This is a genomic window from Pseudomonas sp. NPDC086278, from assembly GCF_050280905.1.
Taxonomy (GTDB): domain Bacteria; phylum Pseudomonadota; class Gammaproteobacteria; order Pseudomonadales; family Pseudomonadaceae; genus Aquipseudomonas.
Window position 1 is genome coordinate 25,398 of record NZ_JBNNWE010000053.1, and the last position, 17,180, is coordinate 42,577.

Annotated in this window: 13 protein-coding genes; 1 reads left to right on the plus strand and 12 read right to left on the minus strand. The window is 60.5% G+C overall.

Translation table 11 applies throughout. The annotated features are described in order from the left end of the window. Positions 1-17 precede the first annotated feature (17 nt). The 12 genes from pseC to ACQKP4_RS17425 form a co-directional block, all read right to left on the minus strand. Complete coding sequence (gene pseC, locus ACQKP4_RS17370) at positions 18-1,187, minus strand: UDP-4-amino-4,6-dideoxy-N-acetyl-beta-L-altrosamine transaminase (protein WP_427634887.1); 1,170 nt, start codon at positions 1,185-1,187, stop codon at positions 18-20. Positions 1,188-1,290: 103 nt separating this feature from the next. After that, positions 1,291-4,224, minus strand: a complete 2,934-nt coding sequence (locus ACQKP4_RS17375) for a TIGR00180 family glycosyltransferase (RefSeq protein ID WP_427634888.1) — start codon at positions 4,222-4,224, stop codon at positions 1,291-1,293. Between the two features lie 51 nt (positions 4,225-4,275). Continuing rightward, entirely contained in the window at positions 4,276-5,013 is a 738-nt protein-coding gene (locus ACQKP4_RS17380) for a cephalosporin hydroxylase family protein (protein ID WP_427634889.1), read from the minus strand. Between the two features lie 17 nt (positions 5,014-5,030). Further along, positions 5,031-6,101 (minus strand): class I SAM-dependent methyltransferase, encoded by a 1,071-nt coding sequence (locus ACQKP4_RS17385; protein ID WP_427634890.1) that lies wholly within the window; start codon positions 6,099-6,101, stop codon positions 5,031-5,033. Further along, positions 6,091-6,948, minus strand: a complete 858-nt coding sequence (locus ACQKP4_RS17390; RefSeq protein ID WP_427634891.1) for an NAD-dependent epimerase/dehydratase family protein — start codon at positions 6,946-6,948, stop codon at positions 6,091-6,093. The genes ACQKP4_RS17385 and ACQKP4_RS17390 overlap by 11 nt, the downstream gene beginning before the upstream one ends. Further along, on the minus strand, positions 6,945-8,171 hold the full coding sequence (locus tag ACQKP4_RS17395) for a methyltransferase domain-containing protein (RefSeq protein WP_427634892.1): 1,227 nt from the start codon (positions 8,169-8,171) through the stop codon (positions 6,945-6,947). The genes ACQKP4_RS17390 and ACQKP4_RS17395 overlap by 4 nt, the downstream gene beginning before the upstream one ends. Beyond that, positions 8,168-8,728 (minus strand): dTDP-4-dehydrorhamnose 3,5-epimerase family protein, encoded by a 561-nt coding sequence (locus ACQKP4_RS17400; RefSeq protein WP_427634893.1) that lies wholly within the window; start codon positions 8,726-8,728, stop codon positions 8,168-8,170. Before ACQKP4_RS17400 ends, ACQKP4_RS17395 begins: the two co-directional genes overlap by 4 nt. Beyond that, on the minus strand, positions 8,725-9,807 hold the full coding sequence (gene rfbG / locus ACQKP4_RS17405; RefSeq protein WP_427634894.1) for a CDP-glucose 4,6-dehydratase: 1,083 nt from the start codon (positions 9,805-9,807) through the stop codon (positions 8,725-8,727). Before rfbG ends, ACQKP4_RS17400 begins: the two co-directional genes overlap by 4 nt. Then, the gene (gene rfbF, locus ACQKP4_RS17410; protein WP_427634895.1) at positions 9,789-10,562 is read right to left on the minus strand and encodes a glucose-1-phosphate cytidylyltransferase; all 774 of its coding nucleotides are present in this window, start codon (positions 10,560-10,562) and stop codon (positions 9,789-9,791) included. The genes rfbG and rfbF overlap by 19 nt, the downstream gene beginning before the upstream one ends. A gap of 1,493 nt (positions 10,563-12,055) precedes the next feature. After that, complete coding sequence (locus ACQKP4_RS17415) at positions 12,056-13,714, minus strand: cation acetate symporter (protein WP_427634896.1); 1,659 nt, start codon at positions 13,712-13,714, stop codon at positions 12,056-12,058. Continuing rightward, on the minus strand, positions 13,711-14,022 hold the full coding sequence (locus ACQKP4_RS17420; RefSeq protein WP_131061562.1) for a DUF485 domain-containing protein: 312 nt from the start codon (positions 14,020-14,022) through the stop codon (positions 13,711-13,713). Before ACQKP4_RS17420 ends, ACQKP4_RS17415 begins: the two co-directional genes overlap by 4 nt. A 294-nt stretch (positions 14,023-14,316) precedes the next feature. Continuing rightward, the gene (locus ACQKP4_RS17425) at positions 14,317-15,168 is read right to left on the minus strand and encodes a glycine betaine ABC transporter substrate-binding protein (RefSeq protein ID WP_427634897.1); all 852 of its coding nucleotides are present in this window, start codon (positions 15,166-15,168) and stop codon (positions 14,317-14,319) included. Between the two features lie 299 nt (positions 15,169-15,467). Here ACQKP4_RS17425 and ACQKP4_RS17430 point away from each other — a divergent pair, with 299 nt between their 5' ends. Further along, positions 15,468-17,063 carry a beta (1-6) glucans synthase gene (locus tag ACQKP4_RS17430; protein WP_427634898.1) on the plus strand — a complete coding sequence of 532 codons (1,596 nt, stop codon included), beginning with the start codon at positions 15,468-15,470 and terminating at the stop codon, positions 17,061-17,063. The last annotated feature ends 117 nt before the right edge of the window (positions 17,064-17,180 follow it).

The following is a 17,180-nucleotide window of genomic DNA, read 5'->3' on the forward strand; positions in this document are numbered from 1 at the left end:
ACGCTTGATCATGCTGTTCAACCTAGAATTCGCCTCAAATGCCCCACCACTTCTTCTTGTTCTGCATCTGTCAGGTCCGGATACAACGGCAAGCTGATGGCTTCGGAAAAATACCGCTCGGCCTCAGGAAAATCACCGTCCTTGAAACCTTGCTCACGGTAATACGGCTGCAAATGCACTGGAATGTAATGCAGATTGACGCCCAACCCGGCGGCTCTCAACGCATCGAACACCTGCGTCTGGGTAAGCTTGATCGAAGGCAGTTGCAACCTGACCACGTAGAGATGCCACGCCGATTCGGCACCCGACTGAGCCACGGGCAACGTCACAGCGATACCCTCCAGCAGGGTTGCATAACGGGCTGCCAGTTCACGACGCTTGGCGATAAACGCATCGAGCCGCGCCATTTGCGACAACCCCAATGCGGCGTGCAGATCGGTCATGCGGTAATTGAACCCCAGCTCAAGCTGCTGGTAGTACCACAAGCCTGTATCCGGAACGTTCATCTGTGCCGGGTCGCCGGTAATCCCGTGACTGCGCAGACGTCGCAAGCGGTCGGCGAATTCCGGGCGGTTAGTCAGCACCATACCGCCCTCGGCACTGGTGATGATCTTGACCGGGTGAAAGCTGAAAATCGTCATGGCAGCGTATTGGCCGCACCCGACAGGTCGCCCGAGGTACTCGGCGCCTACCGCATGAGAGGCGTCTTCGATCAGGGTAAAACCGTAGCGCTCGGATAATTGCGAAATCGCACGCATGTCGCAGCTTTGCCCGGCGAACGCGACGGCTATGACCACTTTGGGCAGTTTGCCGGCGGCTTCGGCAATTTCGAGTTTCTCTGCCAGCAACCGTGCATCCATGTTCAACGTGTGCGGGTCGATGTCGACGAAGTCAACGTTGGCGCCGCAATAGCGCCCACAGTTGGCCGACGCGACGAAGGTATTCGGACTAGTCCAGAGGGTATCGCCCGGCCCAAGCCCCGCAACCAGACATGCGATGTGCAACGCCGCCGTGGCGTTACACACGGCGACGGCGTATTCAGCCTGACAGTGTTCGGCGAGGGCTTTTTCAAAGCGCTCAATCGTCGGCCCCTGAGTCAGCCAAGGCGAATTGAGCACTTCCATGACCGCGTCGATATCCGTCTGATCAATGTTTTGCCGGCCATAAGGAATCCGGTACGGCATCATGACCGTGACTCAACACAGTGCCCAACCAGCAGGCGGGAACGAGCGTCCTTGAGAAGCGTTTTGCCGTTGCACATGTGCCGAGTCCTTTTATTGATCAGACCGCTTAAGCAAGCAACTGCGCCCAGTTCACACTGGACGCATTGCCGAGGGTAAAGCCCTTGCCGGTCAAGGCCAGGTTCTGGTTGTACGCCGAATCGTGGGCGAAGCGCGCTTGCCACTTGTCTTGCAGGGCGGCAGCGGTTTGCGGCGCGTCCGGCAGCAGGCCCGGGTGCAGCAACTGCGCCTGAGGGCACCAGACGATCAGGTAACCGGCGTCGGCGACTTTCAGGCACAGGTCGATGTCGGCAAAGGCTTCGTCGAAATGCTCTTCGTCGAGACCGCCAACCGCTTCGTACAGCTCTTTGCGCACCATCATGCAAGCGCCGGACACCGCCGAGTAGTTCTGCTCGACCTGGTGCCCGTTCATGTAGCCTTTGGCGTCTTTGCGCTCATCGACAAACACCGAGCCCAGCACGCCATTCAGGCCCAGCACCAGGCCGGCCTGGGTGGTGACGCCACGGAAGTCCATCAGTTTGGCGCCGACAATCCCGACTTCCGGACGCTGGGCCTGGTTCAGCAGGCTGTCGAGCCAGTTGGCGTTGACCACCACGGCCTGCGCCGACATCAGCACCACGTAGGAGCCCTTGGCTTCGCGCACCGCAAAGTTGTGCAGCGCCGAGGCGCTCAGGCGCTGGCCGGTGCGCAACACGCGCAGGCGATCGCTCTTGCCGTCCAGGCTTGCCAGCCAGGCCGCGAGTTCTTCGGACTGGCTGTGGTTGTCGGCGATCAGAATTTCATGCTGCTGATAACGGGTGCGTTGCAACACGCTGACCACGGCTTGTTGCAGCGACTCGAAATTGTCCTGGCTGTGCAGGATGATCGAGACCTTCGGCCGTTCGGCGTGCTGGTAGTCGATCTGCCAGGTTTGCGGCAGCTCGGTGCTGACCTGGCCGCGATAACCGCGCACCTTGAGGTGACGGGTCAGCGTCTGGCGTTCGTGAGCGTTTTCTTCGGTAGATGGCGCTTCGCAAATCAGCAACGGCTCCGCCAGATGCGCCAGGCCGCCGAGGCCACCGTTTTCGATCAGGCGCAGCAGCAAATCGAATTCCAGTGCCGACGCGTATTCGTTCGAGTAACCACCGGCCTCGACCAACACCTCGCGCTGAATCAGCCAATGGCGGGCCATCAGCGACGGCACGGTTTGCAGCAGATCGAGATTGACGCCCGGACGGAACACGTCGCTCAGCGAACCGTTGGCCTGACGCTGGATTTCGTCCATGGCCACGGCACGCACACCGTCGGCACCGATCAATTCGAGGCTGGCGCGCAGCAGGCCGCTGGCGGTGAACTGATCACCGGCCTCGGCCAGCACCAGCCAGTCGGCGGTGGACTGGTTCACGCTCTGGTTGAGGCGTTCGACGTAGTTGGTCGCCGTGACTTTGACGAAATGCACGGTGTCTTGCGGCGAGGTGGTCGCCGGCAGATCACCGGTGGTGAACACCACCAGTTTGAACGTTTTGCAGTGACCACCGACCAGGCTGTCGAAAGTGCGCTGCAACTTGACCATGTCAGCGTCGAGGTCGAGCAGCATGATGCCGAACTGCGGGCCGCCATTGTGTTTGCGCAGCTGCGCCGCAATGACCTTGAGCTGTTTGGCATCGGGGTTGCGCGCCTCCAGCCAGTTCAACAGGCGCCCGGACGGCATGTTCTCGAACAACGACTGCTCGTCCTGCGCCGGCACCGAGCCCAGGCGCTTGACCCAGGCTTGCAGTTTGACGCCTTCTTCCTCTTCTTCAGTGCCCTGCAACGACTCGGCCAGGCGTGTCACGACGGTGCGGTTGAAGGCATACAGGCTCAGGGCTTCCCACAAACGGCTGCGCAGGGTGCGCTCGTTGTCGTTGGGGTGAACGCGCATCAGCTCATGTTGCTTGAGCAACAGGCCTTCCAGTTCCTGCAACTGCAACTTGCCGGCCGGCATGGTGTGCAGCAGGAATTCGAATTCGGTCAGCAGATCGAACACCGGCTGGTTGTAGAACGGCATCTCGACAAACTGCTCGGTGTTGAACGTGCGCACCGGCTCTTTGCCGGCTTCAAGCCAGGCCGACGTGAAAATCAGCGTGCCTTTGAGCGAACGCATGTTGTTCAGGCAGTCGGCCATGGTGGCGAAACTGTCCAGCGCCACCTGTTTGCCCTCGGCCGGCGTCTTGTGGCTCAGGCCTGTCGGCAGCGAGGCTAGAAACTCAGCAAAGCGCTCGCGGTCGGCCACGGTTTTGGCGTCCTGGAGCGTCAGCACCGTCAGCACGTTGGTGTTGTGCTCGGAGGCACCGTAAGGGATTTCCCGCACGGCGAACGGGATCGGCAAAATCCGCGCCTTGGCCCGCGCCAGCATGTAATAGGCGTGGCCAATTTCCTGCCACTCGAAACTGGTGCCCGGCAGCAGCGCGTTGTGCCAGTCCTGCAGCAGTTCGGTACGGCTGACGGCATAGAACGGCGGCAGGAAGTGCCCCATGAATTGCATCAGGCGATCTTCGACCCGATCCGAGCAGTAATCTTCCGGCCCCTTGCGATCGCGGCGGAAGTAATTCACTTCGGTGGCGCGGGCCAGGTACATGATCCCGTAACCGTGGCACATGCCGTAATCGGCGTGGTCTTCGAGAAACTCCAGCGACTCAGTGATCGCACCGTGAATCAGGAAATCGTCATCGGCGGCCAGCACCATGTACGGCGTGGTCACCTGATTCACGCCGTAGGCGAGTTTTTCCTGCAACCCGGTGTAGGTGAATTGCGGCAGGTGCCGGTAATCGACCATCGGGTAATCGCGGGCAATCTGCTCGTCGATCTTCAGCGAAGAATCCAGAACCAGGATCGTGCAGGGATAGCTGCTGTAGTACTGCAAGGTGCGCCGCAGGTAGGCGTTGCGGTTGTGGGAAATCACCACCACCGTCAACCGTTCGGCCAGCGGTGCCACATTGTTTCGAGCCGTGTTTTGAACGTGCATATTTCTATCCCCACAACCGGCCAGACGCCGAAAACCTACAGTCAAAAGTGATTAACGAACGCGACGCAGATAGCCGTCCGGCGCCACGGTGATCAGCAGCTTGTTCTGCAACTGACGGTCGATTTCGAAGTCGGCGTTTTCTTCCAGGTATTTCCACACGGCGGTCTTCGGGTTGTCGCCCGGGCCCCATGGACGGTCCGGGAAGAAATCGGCCGGCATGTCTTCGACCACGGTGTCCATCACCACGCAGTAGCTGTCCACCGACACCAGTGGTGCGTAGAGGCGCAGCTCTTCGAGTACGTGGTCGTGGGTGTGGTTGGAATCGAGCACCAGAATCACTTTTTTGCCTTCGGCCGCTGCGCGCACTTGCGCGGCGATGCCGGCGTCGATGCTCGAACCTTCGATCATTTTGATGCGCTTGCTCATCGGGTGGCTTTCGATGGCTTCGCGGTTGTGCGGGCGAATATCGAGGTCGATGCCCAGCACTTCACCGTGGCCTTGCAGCTCCAGCAACGAAGCGTAGTAGATGATCGAACCGCCGTGGGCGATGCCGCATTCAATCACCAGGTCCGGTTTGACGTTCCAGATGATTTCCTGCATCGCCATCATGTCTTGTGGCAACTGGATGATCGGACGGCCCATCCACGAGAAGTGGTAGCTGTACTTGTGACGCGCCGATTGATTAAAGAAATCCTGGGCCAGGCCGGTGAGTTTCTGGTCGTCGCCCTGAGCTGCGATTTCTGCCGCACATTCGGCTTCGAAGGCTTTATTGATGGTGTTGTCGGTCATTTTTGCAGTCTCAATAGTCACTGGAACGAAGCGCTGTCGACGGCGTGGTAGACGTAGCGTCCACCGGTCATCCGCTTGATTTCTTCGAGGTAGTTGGAGTTCATCACAAACAGGTTGGCGCCTTCGGGCAGCGCATCCATGGCCTCTTGCGGCGAGGACACACGCACGCCACTGAGCGGCAGATACCGGCCCTGTTTGGCCGGGTTGATATCCACCACGCGATCCACCGCCACGCCGGCCCGTTGCAGGAACAGCGAATAGATCACGCCTTTGGACGACGCGCCCCAGATCGCCGAACCTTGCTCGGGCGCCGCCTGGATAATCTGCACCGCGCGTTCGAGGCTGCTGGTGAAACCTGGCGGCAGTTCGAGGCGTGGCACCGGTTGTTCCGGGGTCAGGCGCAAGGTCGCAAGGTCGGCGACGATGTACAGGTATTGGCCACCGAACAGGTGACCGGCCTCGTGCACGGTGCCGAACATCCGGCGCAGGTCATCGAGGCGGAAATAATTGACATGCTCGTAGAACAGGTCGAACCAGGCGCGGTGTTCAAGAATCCAGTCGAAGCACGGCACTTCGATGTAGATCTGCCCGCCCTGATTGGCGTCGGCCATCTCGGCGAGGAAACTCACCGGGGCCTGGATATGTTCCAGCACATGGCGCAGCACGATGGCGTCTGCCGCCAGCCCGAGGCCGCGCGTGAACGGCGCCTTGATCACGTCGGCGTTGCTGCCTTCGTAGGCCGGGTCGATGCCGGTGATGGCGTAGCCCAGGCCTTTGAGCAGTTCAAGGAAATAGCCTTTGCCGCAGCCGACTTCGATCAGTTCCCGGCCCTTGAAGTGGCGGGCAATGATGCCTTCGACATCGCTCAAGTGCTTCTGGAACTGGCCGGAATGCGCCTGCTCGTTCTGGTAGTCGGCGTCGTAGCTGAGCTTGTTGGCATCAAAGGCCTGGTTGAAGATCAACCCGCTCTTTTCGTCCTGCACCAACAGCATGTCGGCGCTCGCCGAAGCCTTGGCCGACGCGGGGTCGGCAAAGGTGCGGTTCTGCAACACCGGCAGGTCGGCGACCCGATACAACTCATGCTTCATGCTCTGCTCCCAGTAGCTGTTGCAAGCGGTCCGCCACGGCCCAGAACGCCATCGGTTCGTGGGTCGCGTAAGGGTAATGACCCAGGTTCAACTTGATCGACGCGCCGCGTTCACGCACGCGCCGTTCGACCAGCGCCCGCACCGAAATCGGCTGGCCGCTGGCGCAATTGACCACGCCGTCGAAGTCGCGCTGATGCAGGATCGCCGCGAGGTAACCGGCGGCTGTTTCAATCGCCAGGTAATCGCGCAACTGCTCGCCGCCGGACATGTTGAAACTGTCGTCGCCGGCATCGATGGCCCGGTCCAGCGCGGCCAGCAAACTGTTGGGGTTTTGCCCCTCGCCGTGCAGGTAAAACAGCCGTGCCCATTGCAAGGTGAACGGTTGCACCTGCTGCAGATTTTCCAGAAACAGCCGCAGGGTGTTCTTCGCCAAGCCATACGGATTGCTCGGCTGCGGCGCGGTCTGCTCACTGAGCGGCCCACTCTGCTGGCCGTATTCGAAACAGGTGCCGGTGACCAGCACTTGCGACACGCCCGCCTCGACCGCGCTTTTGATGAACCGGTAATCGGCCATCAAGTTGCGCTCGATGTGAAACAGCGCCTGATAGTTCGGCAAACCGGGCCAGGCCAGGTGCACCAGCGCGTCGATGCCATCGGTCAGCGCGGCGCTGTTCAACTCGTCGGCGTGAATATCCGCCGCGACGAATTCCACCGCATTGATCCACGGCAGGCTCGCGGCGGTTTCGGCGTTGCGCGCCACCGCGCGAACCTCACAGCCACGGGCCAGCAACGCATCGACCAGATGACGGCCGACGAACCCGGTGGCGCCGGTCACGAGCACTTTCACAGGACGGTCAACTCAGGCACGGCGATCACGAAACGGCCATCCCACTGACGCACCTGCGCCAGTTGCTGACTGACTTCGTGCAACAGGTTCCATGGCAGGACCAGCACGTAATCCGGTTGTTCAATGTCGATCTGTGCCGGCGACACAATCGGGATGCGACTGCCCGGCAGGTACTTGCCCTGCTTGTGCGGGTTGGCGTCGGCGACCCAGGCCAGCAAGTCCGGTTTAACCCCGGCGTAGTTGAGCAAGGTGTTGCCCTTGGCGGCGGCGCCGTAGCCGACCACCCGTTTGCCGTCGGCCTTGGCCTGCAACAGAAAGCGCAGCAGTGCGTACTTGATGCGCTCGGCGGCGGGCGCGAGGGTCGCGTAGTACTCGGGGGTTTTCACCCCGGCGGCGAGTTCGGCGTGCAGTTGCTCGGCAACCGCAGGCTGCACCTCGCGACGCTCACCGTCGGCGCGCTGCACGAACACCCGCAGCGAGCCGCCGTGCGTCGTCAGCTGACTGACGTCGAATACTTCAAGACCATTGCGCTCGCACAAGGTCTGCACGGCCGTCAGCGACAGGTAGGAATAATGCTCGTGATACAGCGTGTCGAATTGCTGGCCGGCCATCAGTGTCAGCAGTTGCGGAAATTCGAACGTCGCCACGCCAGTCGGCTTGAGCAAGGTCGCGAAACCACCGAGGAAATCGTTGATGTCCGGCACGTGAGCCAGCACGTTGTTGGCGGCCATCAAGTCCGCCGCCCAGCCTTCGCTGACCAGTTGCGCCGCGGTGTTGCGACCGAAGAACAGTTCACGAATCTCCAGGCCTTTATCCCGTGCCGCTTGCGCGGTGCTGCGGGTCGGCTCGACGCCCAGGCACGGAATGCCGCGCTTGGCCACGTACTGCAACAGGTAACCGTCGTTGGCGGCAATTTCCACTACCCGGCTGTCGGCGCTCAGGCCGAAGCGCTCGGCCATCTCGGCCACATACTGTTCGGCATGGGCCAGCCAGGTGCTGGAGAACGAACTGAAATACGCATATTCGGCGTCGAACAGGCTATCGGCGCTGGTGTAATCCTCGGTCTGCACCAGCCAGCAGTGCTGACACACCGCGACCTTGAGTGGCACCCATTGCTCGGCCTGTTCCAGTTGATCGGCGCGCACATAGGCATTGGACGGCGGCGAAGTGCCGAGATCGATCAGCGGCAAGGCCAGGGAAGTCCCGCAACCACGGCAGTTCATACACGCACTCCAGCGAAGTGTTCATCGAGCAAGGGATGGCTGGAATCCCGTACCGACAGATTATTGACAGGCAACGGCCAGGCAATCGCCAGCCGTGGATCATTCACACTCAAACCGCCTTCGTGCACCGGCGTGTAATCCGCGCTGTGCAGGTAGAGCAATTCGGCGTCATCGCTCAGGGTCTGGAACCCGTGGGCGAACCCGGCCGGGATCAGCAGGCTGCGACCGTCGCCGGCACGCAGGTGCTCGGCGTGCCAGTGCAGGAAGGTCTCGGAGTCGGGGCGCAAGTCCACCGCCACGTCCCAGACTTCACCGCGCAGGCAGGTGATCAGTTTGGCCTCCGGCGCGCTGGCGTTCTGGTAATGCAGGCCACGCACACTGCCGCGCTCGCGGGTGCAGGAATGGTTGATCTGGCGGATATGAAACGGCTCGCCGAAGGCGCTCAGGCTGCCTTCGCAAAACAGCCGCGCGAAGTGGCCGCGCTCATCTTCGAAGCGTTTGTGTTGCACGCTGAACAAACCGGCGAACGGCAGCGCCAGCAATTGGAACTCGCTCACAACGCGCCTCGGTACAGGTTCAACTGGCCCAGGGTGATGGCGCGCATGTCGTCACCGTTTTGCCACGCCAGGTGCCAGTCGAGGGTCTGGGTCAGGCACTGCTGCAACGACCAGCGCGGTTGCCAGGCCAACAGTTGACGGGCGCGGCTGCTGTCCAGGCGCAACAGCCCCGCTTCATGCAAATCACTCGGTTCGATGCGCAAGCCACGCGCTTGCGGCCAGCGGCTGGCCAGCAATTCGACGACTTCGCCGACGCTGCACATGTCCGCTTCACTCGGGCCGAAGTTCCACGCGCCGGCAAACTCCGGACCTTGTTCATACAGGCCGGCGGCCAGTTGCAGGTAACCGGCCAGCGGCTCCAGCGCGTGCTGCCAGGGACGCACGGCGTGTGGATAGCGCAGGGTCACCGGCTCGTCGGCGGACCAGGCTTTCAATACATCGGGGATCAACCGTTCGGGGGCAAAATCGCCGCCGCCCAAGACGTTGCCGGCGCGGGCCGTGGCCAGGGCCAAGCCGTGTTCGGCATATTTATCGGCCGCAAAGAACGACGCCGCGTAAGACTGCGCGAGCAACTCGCAACAGGCTTTGCTGCTGCTGTAAGGGTCGTGGCCGCCGAGGGCTTCGTTTTCGCGGTACGGCCACAGCCATTCCTGATTGGCGTAGACCTTGTCGGTGGTCACCAGGACGCAGGCGCGCACGCCGCCGACCTGACGGATCGCTTCCAGCAGATTGAGCGTGCCCATGACGTTGCTGGAGTAAGTCCCCAACGGGTCGCGATACCCTTCGCGCACCAGCGGCTGGGCCGCCAGGTGCAGGACGATTTCCGGCTGGGTCTCGGCGATCAGCTCGAGCAACGCGCCCAGGTCACGCAAGTCGCCGCGCTGATCGTTGATGCCTTCGTGCACCCGCGCCAGGTCGAACAGGTTCGGCTCGGTCGACGGGTCCAGCGAAAAACCGCTGACCTCGGCGCCAAGGCTTTGCAGCCACAACGTCAGCCAACTGCCTTTGAAACCGGTGTGGCCGGTGAGCAATACGCGCTTGCCGCGCCAGAACTCCGGGCTCAGTCCCATTGTTTCCATGGGGCCTCCCCGCTCAGCCACAACTGCTCCAGGTGGTTTTTGTCGCGCAGGGTGTCCATCGGATGCCAGAAGCCATCGTGCTGGAAGGCTTGCAGTTGCTGTTCGCTGGCCAGTGCGGCAAGCGGCTCGGCCTCCCAGGACATCTGATCGTCTTCGATGTACGGCAGCACTTTGGGCGACAGCACAAAGAAACCGCCATTGATCCAGCCGCCGTCACCGCGCGGTTTTTCAATGAAGCCTTTGACGCTGTCACCGTCGCGTTCCAGCGCGCCGTAGCGGCCCGGTGGCTGCACGGCGGTGACGGTGGCGAGTTTGCCGTGGGCCAGGTGGAAGTCCACCAGGGCACCGATGTTCAGGTCCGAGACGCCGTCGCCGTAGGTGAAGCAGAACGCTTGCTCGCCTTCCACATAGCGTGCGGCACGGCGCAGTCGGCCACCGGTCATGGTGTCTTCGCCGGTGTCGATCAGGGTCACGCGCCATGGTTCGCTGTAGTTCTGGTGAACGTCCATGCGGTTGTTGGACATGTCGAACGTGACGTCGGAGGTGTGCAGGAAGTAGTTGGCGAAGAAGTCCTTGATCGCGTAGCCCTTGTAGCCAAGGCAGATCACGAAGTCATGAATTCCGTGGGCCGAGTACTGTTTCATGATGTGCCAAAGAATTGGCTTGCCGCCGATTTCGATCATTGGCTTTGGCTTGAGGTGCGACTCTTCGCTGATCCGCGTACCGAGACCACCCGCCAGAATTACTGCCTTCATCGCTGTCCTCTTGCTCTTCGCGCGGCTTGGCCACCCCCCGCGAGGGTTGGCGAACCGTCAGATGCACATCATTTACCCGCAGCCACTGGGGCCTTCACGCTGTTTGAGGTGAAGGATTTATGGCGATATATGGGGGACTTGCAGGAAGTGAGCCAGTTTTTTGGGTTGGCGACTGGTGGGGGTTAGCGGTGGGAGATGGTTTTGGGATTGGGATTGGGATTGGGGGCATATCCGTTTTTTTGGTGATGGCGGCTGGCGGTTTCGCTCTTACAGCGAGTCCCTTTTTCAAACGCCAAAAAGGAACCAAAAGGCTTCGCCCCGGCGTACGGCATCTCGCTTCGCTCGATGTTCCCTCGCTACGGTGTCCATCAGGGGGCATCGCCTACGGTTTGCTTCGCTGCACCTCCTCTCGATGTGTGCGGCTTCGCCGCACGGCGCTGCGCGCCTAACCCCCTGATGAACACCTCCGCTCGGCCTGCCGAAGGGGCGAGAGATCAAAAGCAGGATCAAGATCAGAAGCCAGAGCCACAGCAACAGCAAATCTGGAGTGGGGGGATTGAGGATCGCGCGCGGGCGCGGAAGGCTGGTTGGCGGGTAGGCCGCTTTCGCGAGCAAGCTCGCTCCCACAGTGGGAATGGGGTGTATCTGGGAGTGATTGGTCGGTTGGCAGGCCGTCTTCGCTGGCAAGCCAGCTCCCACAGTGGGAATGGGGTGCGGCTAGGAGTGATTGGTCGGCTGGCAGGCCGTCTTCGCAGGCAAGCCAGCTCCCACAGTGGGATGGGGTGCGGCTGGGAGTGATTGGTCGGCTGCCAGGCCGCCTTCACGAACAAGCCCGCTCCCACAAAAATCAAACGCCGCACACCCGCTGTTGACCTTCACCACTCATCAGGCCGAGCGTTAGCTCGCCTTCAGCTTTTGATCTGCCCGCCCCTTCGGGAGGCTGAGTGGAGGTGTTCATCTGGGGATCAGGCGCGTAGCGCCGTGCGGCGGAGCCGCACACATCGAGAGGAGGTGCAGCGAAGCAAACCGTAGGCGATGTCCCCAGATGAATACCGGAACGAAGGAACCCCAAGCCCCAGCGAGGGGCCGAACGCCAGGGGCGAGCCTTTTTTGCTTACTTTTTTTGGCGTTTGAAAAAAAGTGAGTCGCCGTAAGGGCGAAACCCCAAGTGGCCATTACCCCAGCAACGGATATGCACACCATCAAAAAAACAGGCCAGCCGCGAAACACCCATCGCGAGCAAGCTCGCTCCCACAATTCGATCGGTGTACAACAGCAAGAGACTGGTCGGCTATCAGGCCGTCTTCGCGAGCAAGCCCGCTCCCACAATTTGATCGTGTCCACCTGCAAGAGAATAAGTCGGCTATCAGCCGTCTTCGCGAGCAAGCCTCGCTCCTACGAAAGCAACATCCAAAGTCAAAGCAAAAAAATGCCCCGATCTCTCAACCGGGGCATTTCTGTTTAACAAAGCTTATATAGGCAAGCCTGAAGCCTTAGTGAGAAACCGCCCCACTCGCCCCCAACCCGGTTTGCGAACGCACAAACTGAGGGAAGAACAACGCCCGCTCTTTATCAGCCGCAGCCGATTTGTCAGTGATCGAGAAGAACCAGATCCCGACAAACGCAATCACCATCGAGAACAGCGCCGGGTACTCATACGGGAAGATAGCCTTCTCGTGATGCAGAATCTGCACCCAGATGGTTGGGCCAAGGATCATCAGGCCCACGGCACTGACCAACCCCAACCAACCGCCAATCATCGCCCCACGAGTGGTCAGCTTCTTCCAGTACATGGAAAGCAGCAGCACCGGGAAGTTACAGCTCGCCGCGATGGAGAACGCCAGGCCCACCATGAACGCGATGTTCTGGCTTTCGAACAGGATGCCCAGGCCAATCGCCAATACCGCCAGAGCGATCGTGGTGATTTTCGACACGCGGATCTCATCCTTGTCGTTGGCCTTGCCCTTCTTGATCACGCTGGCATACAAGTCGTGAGACACCGCCGAAGCACCGGCCAGCGTCAGGCCCGCCACAACCGCGAGGATGGTCGCGAACGCTACCGCCGAGATGAAGCCCAGGAAAATACTGCCGCCCACTGCGTCAGCCAGATGCACCGCCGCCATGTTGTTACCGCCCAACAGCGCGCCAGCCGCGTCTTTGAAGGCCGGATTGGTGCTGACCAGCAGAATCGCGCCGAAGCCGATGATGAAGGTCAGGATGTAGAAGTAGCCAATGAAGCCGGTTGCGTACAGCACGCTCTTGCGAGCTTCCTTCGCGTCACTCACGGTGAAGAAGCGCATCAGGATGTGCGGCAGACCAGCGGTACCGAACATCAGTGCCAGGCCAAGGGAGAATGCCGAAATCGGGTCTTTCACCAGACCGCCCGGGCTCATGATCGCCTCACCTTTAGGGTGAACCTTGATCGCCTCGGAAAACAGCATGTTGAAGTCGAAGTTGACGTGCTTCATGACCATCAGCGCCATGAACGAGGCACCGGACAGCAACAGCACTGCCTTGATGATCTGCACCCATGTGGTCGCCAGCATGCCGCCGAACAGCACGTACATGCACATCAGGATGCCGACCAGAATGACCGCGACGTAGTAATCGAGGCCGAACAGCAACTGAATCAGCTTGCCGGCACCGACCATTTGCGCGATCAGGTAGAACGCCACCACCACCAGCGAACCGCAAGCGGAGAGCGTGCGGATCTGGGTTTGCCCGAGGCGATAGGACGCCACGTCGGCAAATGTGTATTTACCCAGGTTGCGCAGGCGCTCGGCGATCAGGAACAGAATGATCGGCCAGCCCACCAGGAAGCCGATCGAGTAGATCAGGCCGTCGTAGCCGGAGGTGAACACCAGCGCGGAAATACCCAGGAAGGACGCCGCAGACATGTAGTCACCGGCAATCGCCAGACCGTTCTGGAAGCCGGTGATCTTGCCGCCTGCCGCATAGTAATCGGCCGCCGAGTTATTACGCTTGGAAGCCCAGTACGTAATGCACAGCGTTGCGCCGACGAATGCGATGAACATCAGGATCGCGGCAACGTTAAGCGGTTGTTTGTGCACTTCGCCGGTCAGGGCTTCAGCCGCCCAGGCACCCGGCGCGAACGCTGCGATGCTCAATAGAGCCATTAGACGCCGGATCATTGCTGAGCCTCCTTGAGAATCAGATTGTTCAGGTCGTCGAATTCGCCATTGGCGCGTCGTACGTAGATTGCAGTCAGGACAAAGGCCGACAGAATCAGCCCGACACCAATCGGTATCCCCCAGGTAATCGAAGATTCCGGGCTGATTTTTGCCCCCAGAATATGCGGCCCGTAAGCAATCAAAAGGATGAATCCGGAGTAAAGCCCAAGCATGATCGCCGAAAGAATCCAGGCGAACTTTTCTCGCTTACTAACCAGCTCCTTGAAGCGCGGGCTGTTTTGAATCGAGAGGTAAATGCTGTCGTTCATTGTTTTTATCCTCGCAGCACAGATTATTGTTAGAACGTATCCACTTTATGCGGCTGCGGAACTGGTTCCAGACGACCTTAGTATTAGAACGACATGACAGTTTTGCCAGTTTCAAGCACGTAATAAATAAATGTGGCAGCGGGGTTGCTCGCGAAGGCTGCGTGTCATCCAGCGTTGATAGTGGTTGATACACCGCCTTCGCGAGCAAGCCCGCTCCCGCACGGAAATGAAAAAGCCCCTTGGCATAAATGCCAAGGGGCCTTCAAAGTTGCGGACTAGACGCTTGCAGTCAGATCACTTGATCCATTCGGCAACGCGCTCAGGGTGCTTGGCAACCCAATCCTTCGCCGCGGCGTCAGGCTTGGCACCGTCCTGGATGGCCAGCATGACTTCGCCGATTTCGTCTTTCGACGCCCACTGGAAGTTCTTCAGGAACTTGGCCACTTCCGGTGCTTTGGTTGCCAGTTCTTTGCTGCCGATGTTGTTCACGGTTTCAGCCGCGCCATAAACGCCTTTCGGGTCGTCCAGGAAACGCAGTTTCCACTTGGCGAACATCCAGTGCGGCACCCAACCGGTGACCGCGATGGATTCGTTTTTCTTCTCGGCACGGGTCAGCTCGGCAATCATGCCGGCGCCGGAACTGGCTTTGAGGGTGTAGTTGGTCAGGCCGTAATCCTTGATTGCCTGATCGGTTTTGAGCATCACGCCTGAACCGGCGTCGATGCCGACGATACGACCTTTGAAGCTGTCGTCGGTTTTCAGGTCTTCGATGGACTTGGCTTTGACGTACTCCGGCACGATCAGGCCGATTTTCGCATCCTTGAAGTTCGGGCCGTAATCGACGACCTGATCCTTGTTCTTCGCCCAATATTCACCGTGAGTCACTGGCAGCCAGGCGGAGAGCATGGCGTCGAGTTTGCCGGTGGCCACACCCTGCCACATGATCCCGGTCGCGACGGCTTGCAGTTTTACGTCATAACCCAGTTTCTGCTTGATCACTTCGGCGGCCACATGCGTGGTCGCGACGCTGTCGGACCAACCGTCAACGTAACCGATGCTCAGGGTTTTGCTCTCGGCGCTGGCCATGGTCGAGCCGATCGCAAGCACCAGAGCGGCACCTGCGCCTAAAAGTCGTCGCATCTTCATCGTTACTTCCCCGAAAGTGCTGCGCTCGACGGGTGTCGAGTCGCTTCAACGTTTTGTTATGGTGCACAGCGCCCCATCACGCCCACCGCAAGCTCGCTCAATCATCAGCGCGGTTTACTAATGAGAACACTGACGCCTCGATAATCAACCTCGCGCCCTCAACGACCTGTGCTGTCAGCGACCTCAAAGCATCGAGAAACGACATCAGATCGCCATTAACCACGCATACCTCAAACCCGCCGGCCAATCCGCCCGAACATTGCATGTCAAAACACCGCAAGCCACCAAGCGCGGGATAAATGCAGGTAACATGCGCGGCTTTGCTCCCAGACGGCCTGACCATGCCCGCGACCTCTCGCTTTCCTTTTTTGCCTTATTTCTTTGCTTGCCTGCTGGGTCTGTTTGCCCTCGGCGGCTTCTGGTACGGATTGGGCAAACCGGTGATCCTGCCGGACGTCGCCAGCGCGACGCACAAGCTGCAATGCGCTTCCTATACCCCGTTCGATAAAGACCAGTCGCCGTTCGACGTCCCGTTCAAGTTGCGCCCCGAGCGCATGGACGCCGACCTCGCGCTGCTGGCGAAAAACTTCGAATGCATCCGCACGTACTCGATGACCGGCCTCGAAGCCCTGCCCGATCTGGCGCGCAAGCATGGTCTTAAGCTGATGATCGGCGCCTGGGTCAACAGCAATCCGGTCGACACCGATAAAGAAGTCGACCTGCTGATCGCGTCGGCCAACGCCAACCCGGACGTGGTCACCTCGGTGATCGTCGGCAACGAAGCCCTGCTGCGCAAGGAAATCACCGGCGCGCAACTGGCGAAGCTTATTAACAAGGTTAAAAGCCAGGTCAAACAGCCGGTCACCTACGCCGACGTCTGGGAGTTCTGGCTCAAGCACCCGGAAGTCGCCCCGGCCGTGGATTTCCTGACTATCCATTTGCTGCCGTACTGGGAAGACGATCCGTCGAACATCGACGCCGCACTGCAACACGTCGCCGAGGTGCGCCAGGTGTTCGGCAACAAATTCGCGCCCAAGGACGTGATGATCGGCGAAACCGGCTGGCCGAGCGAAGGCCGTCAGCGCGAAACCGCCCTGCCGAGTCGGGTCAATGAGGCCAAGTTCATTCGCGGCTTTGTCCTCATGGCCGAACAGCAGGGTTGGCATTACAACCTGATCGAAGCGTTCGACCAGCCATGGAAACGCGCGAGCGAAGGTGCAGTGGGTGGTTACTGGGGGTTGTTCGATGCCGATCGTCAGGACAAGGGCGTATTGGCCGGTCCGGTATCGAACGTGCCGTATTGGTCGCAATGGCTGGCGGTGGGCGGCTTGATCTTTGTCGGCACGCTGCTGCTTGGCGGGCGAGTGCGCACGACGCGGGCGGCGTTGATTCTGCCGCTGCTGGGGGCGCTGGCCGCTTGCTCGATTGGCGCCTGGGGTGATCTGGCGCGCGTCACCACGCGTTTTGCCAGTGAATGGCTGTGGGTCGGTTTGCTGACCGTGTTGAATCTGCTGGTGCTGGCGCATGCCGCGTTGACGTTGAGCGCTCGCACGGGATGGCGTGAGCGGGCGTTCAATGCGCTGGAGCGGCGGGCGGGCTGGCTGGTCGCGACGACGGGGTTCGCGGCGGCGGTAATGATGCTGGAGCTGGTGTTTGACCCGCGTTATCGCAGCTTCCCGAGCGTCGCGTTCCTGCTGCCGGCGCTGGTGTACCTGTGCCGGCCGGTGAGTGTGCCGCGTCGCGAGATCGCGCTGCTGACCTTCATCATCGGCGCCGGCATCGCGCCGCAACTATTCCGTGAAGGTTTGCAGAACCAGCAGGCCTGGGGCTGGGCGCTGGTGAGTGTGTTGATGGTTGCAGCGTTGTGGCGCAGTTTGCGGGTTCGCAAGGCCTAGGCTTCGGCGCGGCGGCTGGCCTCTTCGCGAGCAAGCCCGCTTGTGTCTTGGGCAGGGGATAAACTTTGGGGTGAGAGGGGTGGATGGCAAGCTGTGAGTCCGCGGTGCTTGAAGCAC

Coding starts and splice junctions, on each gene's coding strand:
- pseC (WP_427634887.1), bottom strand. CDS start 1,187: ATGATGCCGTACCGGATTCCTTATGGCCGGCAAAACATTGATCAGACG.
- ACQKP4_RS17375 (WP_427634888.1), bottom strand. CDS start 4,224: ATGCACGTTCAAAACACGGCTCGAAACAATGTGGCACCGCTGGCCGAA.
- ACQKP4_RS17380 (WP_427634889.1), bottom strand. CDS start 5,013: ATGACCGACAACACCATCAATAAAGCCTTCGAAGCCGAATGTGCGGCA.
- ACQKP4_RS17385 (WP_427634890.1), bottom strand. CDS start 6,101: ATGAAGCATGAGTTGTATCGGGTCGCCGACCTGCCGGTGTTGCAGAAC.
- ACQKP4_RS17395 (WP_427634892.1), bottom strand. CDS start 8,171: ATGAACTGCCGTGGTTGCGGGACTTCCCTGGCCTTGCCGCTGATCGAT.
- rfbG (WP_427634894.1), bottom strand. CDS start 9,807: ATGGAAACAATGGGACTGAGCCCGGAGTTCTGGCGCGGCAAGCGCGTA.
- rfbF (WP_427634895.1), bottom strand. CDS start 10,562: ATGAAGGCAGTAATTCTGGCGGGTGGTCTCGGTACGCGGATCAGCGAA.
- ACQKP4_RS17415 (WP_427634896.1), bottom strand. CDS start 13,714: ATGATCCGGCGTCTAATGGCTCTATTGAGCATCGCAGCGTTCGCGCCG.
- ACQKP4_RS17420 (WP_131061562.1), bottom strand. CDS start 14,022: ATGAACGACAGCATTTACCTCTCGATTCAAAACAGCCCGCGCTTCAAG.
- ACQKP4_RS17425 (WP_427634897.1), bottom strand. CDS start 15,168: ATGAAGATGCGACGACTTTTAGGCGCAGGTGCCGCTCTGGTGCTTGCG.
- ACQKP4_RS17430 (WP_427634898.1), top strand. CDS start 15,468: ATGCAGGTAACATGCGCGGCTTTGCTCCCAGACGGCCTGACCATGCCC.